This is a genomic window from Promicromonospora citrea, from assembly GCF_013004695.1.
GTDB classification, from domain to species: domain Bacteria; phylum Actinomycetota; class Actinomycetes; order Actinomycetales; family Cellulomonadaceae; genus Promicromonospora; species Promicromonospora citrea.
The window spans coordinates 1-4451 of record NZ_JABEMG010000222.1; the positions used below are offsets into that span (position 1 = coordinate 1).

Consider the following 4451-nt stretch of genomic DNA (forward strand, 5'->3'; position numbering starts at 1 on the left):
ACAACCGCCGCCGACACTCCTGGTGCGGCTACACCAGCCCCGTCGACTACGAGAAGAACACGACCAGCACTACGCTCACCACCGCGGCGTAACCCAACCCCGTGTCCACGAACCGGGGTCAAGGCCCTCCACAGCTACGCGGACTTGCCCACATCCGGCACGACGAGATCAACGGCCCCGCCACTCTGGCCGATCTGCATGCCTACCTCCAGTACGCCGTCCACAACCGACCCCAGCCCGCGCCGCCCAAACCCTCGGGCGCCGAGGACCAATCCAGTGGGAAGCCCATCCATTCGAGGCGAACACCGGATGAGAGCGGCCGCAGGAGCCCTCGACGTGCTCAAGGGTCCGCTCCCGGCGGACCGTGAACCCACCCCACGCCGGCATGGCCGATGTCGCCCGGGCCCCCGGGTGCCTCCTGAGCAGACGGCAAAGGTCGGGCGGGTCCGCAGCAGCGGTCCCGCCCGACCCTTCGTGCGCATCAGTGGCTCGAACCGACCACCACGAGCAGCGCCGCGCGCAGCTCATCCAGGTTGACCCGGATGAGCCGCCCGATCCGATACGCCCGTACGGACCCGTCAGCGATGCGTCGGCGGATGGTCTTGACGGACACGCTGAGCTCCTCGGCCGCGACCGTGAGGGCAACCAGCCGACCGCTCGGCACGCTCTCCGCGGCGCTCTTGTCATCGGCTCGCAGCCGGTCTGCGCTTCGTGTCATGTCCCCTCCTCGATCAACGGCATCGGACGTTCCGGCCATCATCACGAAGGTGCTCACCAGTAGCCGCAGATGGACTGGAACGCCCGCGGGCACGCTCTACGTGCCCGCGGCTCCGCCTTCCGCGGCTGTGTCTTCCGGCGCATTGGCCTTCCTCGCCCGCCGCTCGGCCAGCTCGTCCTGGAAAACGGTGCCCAGCTTCTCCGCGATCGCGTGCCGGCGTTCCTCGTCCCCCACGTGCTGGTAGCGCAGCACGATCGTCGGGGTCTGTCCAGTTTTCGGTGTAACTCGGGTTGTTGGTTCAGCGGCGGCGGGCTGAGAGCCGGCCGTCGAAGGCGATGTCGAACGCGTTCAGGGCGCCCTTCCAGCGTTGGGTCCATCGGGCTCGGCCCTTGCCGGTCGGGTCGAGAGCCATGATCGCGAGGTAGACGCACTTGAGGGCGGCCTGCTCGTTGGGGAAGTGGCCCCGGGCCCGGACGGCCTTGCGGATACGCGCGTTGACGGACTCGATGGCATTCGTCGTGCAGACGATGCGGCGGATCTCGCGGTCGAACTGCAAGAACGGCACGAACTCGGCCCACGCGTTGGACCACAACCGCACGATCGCGGGGTATTTGCCGCCCCAGGCCTCCTGGAACTCCAGGAACCGTTCCTCGGCCTGCTCGACGGTAGCGGCCTGGTAGACCGGCTTCAGGGCGCGGGAGATCGCCTCCCAGTCCTGCCGGGCGGAGTAGCGGAAGCTGTTGCGCATCAGGTGGACGATGCAGGTCTGCACGATCGTGTCCGGCCAGATCGTGCCTACCGCGTCGGGCAGTCCCTTGAGCCCGTCGCACACCAGCATCAGGATGTCCTCGACGCCGCGGTTCTTGATCTCCGTCAGGACCTGCTGCCAGTACTTCGCGCCTTGCCCGCCGTCGCCGGCCCACAGCCCGAGGATGTCCCGGTTGCCGTCGACCGTGACCGCCAGGACGACGTAGATAGGTCGGTTGGCGACCTGCCCGTCCCGCACCTTGACGTGGATGCAGTCCACGAACACGACGGGGTAGACCGGGTCCAGAGGCCGGTTCTGCCACTCGCCCATGCCGTCGAGCACCTTGTCGGTGATCGTGGAGATCGTCGTCTTGGACACCTCGGTCCCGTAGACGTCGGCCAGGTGCGCGGCGATGTCGCCGTGCGTCATCCCGCGCGCGGACAGCGACAGCACGACGTCCTCGATGCTGCCCAGGCGCCGCTGCCGCTTCTTGACGATCTTCGGCTCGAACGACCCCGACCGGTCGCGCGGCACCTCGATGGTCACCGGCCCGGCCTGCGTCAGCACGGTCTTGGCCCGCTTGCCGTTACGGGAGCTGCCGTCGCCACCCGCCCCGGCTCGCTCGTGCTTGCCACGGCCGAGATGGTCAGTCATCTCACCCTCCAGGGCCGACTCCAGCACCAGCTTCGTCAGCTGGGCCAGCAGCCCGCCCTGCCCGTCCAGCGACAGGCCCTGCTCCCGAGCCCCGCCGATCAGCTGCGCCACCAGCGCCCGGTCCACCACCGGCGCCTCACGCAGCCGCTCGTCCTGCTCCACCGCAGCCACCGGCTGCTCCTCGACCTTCACGTCCTGCATCCCTGCCTTGCTCATCGTGCATATCTCCCAGATCAGGAGTTACACCGAAAAACGTACACTCCCGATCGTCGGGTTGGCGTGCCCGGCGATCGCCATGAGCTCGGCGAGCGTCGCGCCGGACCTCGCCGCCCAGGTCAGGGCCGTGTGCCGTAGGTCGTGGACGTGCAGGTCGTCGAGGCCGAGCTGCTGGCGGGCGACCTTCCAGTGGTCATCAATCCCGGAGCGGTTCAGCACCTCTCCGTAGCGTCCGGGGAACACGAAGGCGTCCTCTCCCTGACCGGTGAACTGTTCGAGGTGGTCCCGCAGGATCGGCACAACGAACGAGGGGATCGCAACGTCGCGCTTCGACGTCTTGGTCTTCGGCTCGCCTACTTCCCCGTTGAATCCGGCACCTCGGTGGTTCGGGGCAGTGCCCCTGACTCGTACGACGGCGCGCGTCGGGTCGCTCAGGTCCAGGTGCCGCCGTCGTAGGGCCCTCAGCTCGCCGTTGCGCAGGCCTGTCGTGGTCGCGAGCGGCACGATCGCCGTCAGGTGGGCGGGCATGAGGTCGGCCAGCTGCCACATCTGCTCCGGGGTAAGCACCACAGGGTCGTGCACTACCTCGTACTGCAGCCCGCCCTTGACCTTCGCCGGTGACGCGTCGAGCATCTCGTGAGCGACGGCGTCATTCAGGATCGACGAGAGCACTTGGTAGGCGCTGAAGAGCGCCCCGCGCCCGTCACTTGTCCCCTTCTTGTGCCCCTTCGCCTGACGCTCACGCGCCTCTCTGGCCAGGGTCGTGGTGAGTCTCGTGTGCCAGTTGGTGATGTCGAGACGCGTCAGGTCCCTCAGCGGGATGTCCCCCAGCTCCGGCAGGATCCGGTTCTTCAGGACCTTGGCGTACCGGTTGCGGGTATTGGGTCGTAGCTTCTTGTTCGCCACCGACCTCTCCGCCCACTCGCGGAACGTGATCGACCGCTGCTCCGCCAGCCTGGCCTCTGCCTCCCGCACCCTCGGCGGCTTCCACCCGCCGCGGTCGATGAGGATGCGCTCGGCGTTGAGCCACGCCTCGGCGGCCATCTTGTCGCCGAACGTCTTCGGATGCCGCTGCGCATCCGGTCCGGTGTACCGCGCTCGCCAGCCGGTCACCTTCCCGGTCGCAGCGTTCTTCCGCTTCTCCAGCTCCCCGAAGGTGCGCTTGCCCGAGGTGCCTGTCATGGGGTGGTCCTTTCCACCCGCCAGGTGTCCCACCGGCTCCCCCATGGGGGAACAGCACATCACGCACGGCCTCAGCGCGAGCGCCGACCTGCAAGAACGTCCCGGAACCCGTGGGGGAACCATGGGGGAACGGGTGGCCTCCAGAGGCCACTTCTGTCCATCACGGTCCCGAGGGCCTGAAGGCGTTACCGCAGGTCATCCAGTATTCGGCCTGGTCAGGAGACCAGGTCCGGGCCTGGGTGACACTCAGTCGTTGAACCTCTCGTTCTCCAGCAGCGGCGTCCAGACCCGCATCGCGAGCGCGCCGAACCGGGTCGTCTCGCCCGGGTGCTCCTCGCCGGGGCGCGGCGGCTCCGCGGTCCCGGGGAGCGGGGCGTCGGCGCCGTGCACGCGCACGTGCTCCGGCTGGGCGCGCTCGCCGTCGGCCTGCCGGCTGCCCCAGCCCTGGCCGGCCCAGGCGAGGCCGGCGCGGTACCGCGCGTCGGACGCGTCGGCGCGGCTGCGGCGCGCGTCGGCGTAGGCGAGCGACGACCTGACGGGCAGCGGCAGCGGCTCGGTCAGGCCGCGGTCACGCAGCGCGACGAGGTCGCGCAGCAGGTCGGCGGCCGTGTGGTCGAGCGGCCCGAGCCGTGAGCCCTGCCACGCGCTGCGGGACTTGGCGTTGGCGGGTCGGCCCAGGGTGTAGCCGGCCCAGGGGCGGTCGTCGTCGGACGCCGCGAGCGCCAGCAGGCGCACCCAGGTCTGCAGGCGCTGCTTGCCGCCGAGCCGCGAGAACGAGACGGTGACGAGCCGGTCGCCGTGCACGCCGGGCACGCTGCCGCGCAGGCTGCGGCCGTCGCCGAGGTCGACGTCGACGTCCACGACCCGCGCGGGGCTCTGCCGCACGCCCGACGCGGCCTCGGCCAGGGGCCCGACCTGCCCGGCGGCGCGGAC

At 69.8% G+C, this 4451-nt stretch carries 4 protein-coding genes and 1 pseudogene; all 5 read right to left on the reverse strand.

All coding sequences use genetic code 11. The annotated features are described in order from the left end of the window. Positions 1-481 precede the first annotated feature (481 nt). Positions 482-775 carry an excisionase family DNA-binding protein gene (locus HLB15_RS22630; protein ID WP_229785749.1) on the reverse strand — a complete coding sequence of 98 codons (294 nt, stop codon included), beginning with the start codon at positions 773-775 and terminating at the stop codon, positions 482-484. 39 nt (positions 776-814) lie between these two features. Next, entirely contained in the window at positions 815-970 is a 156-nt protein-coding gene (locus tag HLB15_RS22635; protein ID WP_171108897.1) for a hypothetical protein, read from the reverse strand. Positions 971-1016: 46 nt separating this feature from the next. Then, positions 1017-2321: an IS256 family transposase gene (locus HLB15_RS22640; protein ID WP_308424964.1), complete on the reverse strand. Its 1305-nt coding sequence runs from the start codon at positions 2319-2321 to the stop codon at positions 1017-1019. Between the two features lie 39 nt (positions 2322-2360). Beyond that, positions 2361-3518, reverse strand: coding sequence for a site-specific integrase (locus HLB15_RS22645; RefSeq protein ID WP_171108898.1), 1158 nt, complete (start codon positions 3516-3518; stop codon positions 2361-2363). Positions 3519-3764: 246 nt separating this feature from the next. Beyond that, positions 3765-4451: pseudogene (locus tag HLB15_RS22650) on the reverse strand (exodeoxyribonuclease V subunit gamma); the annotation flags it as partial.

Coding starts and splice junctions, on each gene's coding strand:
- HLB15_RS22640 (WP_308424964.1), bottom strand. CDS start 2,321: ATGCAGGACGTGAAGGTCGAGGAGCAGCCGGTGGCTGCGGTGGAGCAG.
- HLB15_RS22645 (WP_171108898.1), bottom strand. CDS start 3,518: ATGACAGGCACCTCGGGCAAGCGCACCTTCGGGGAGCTGGAGAAGCGG.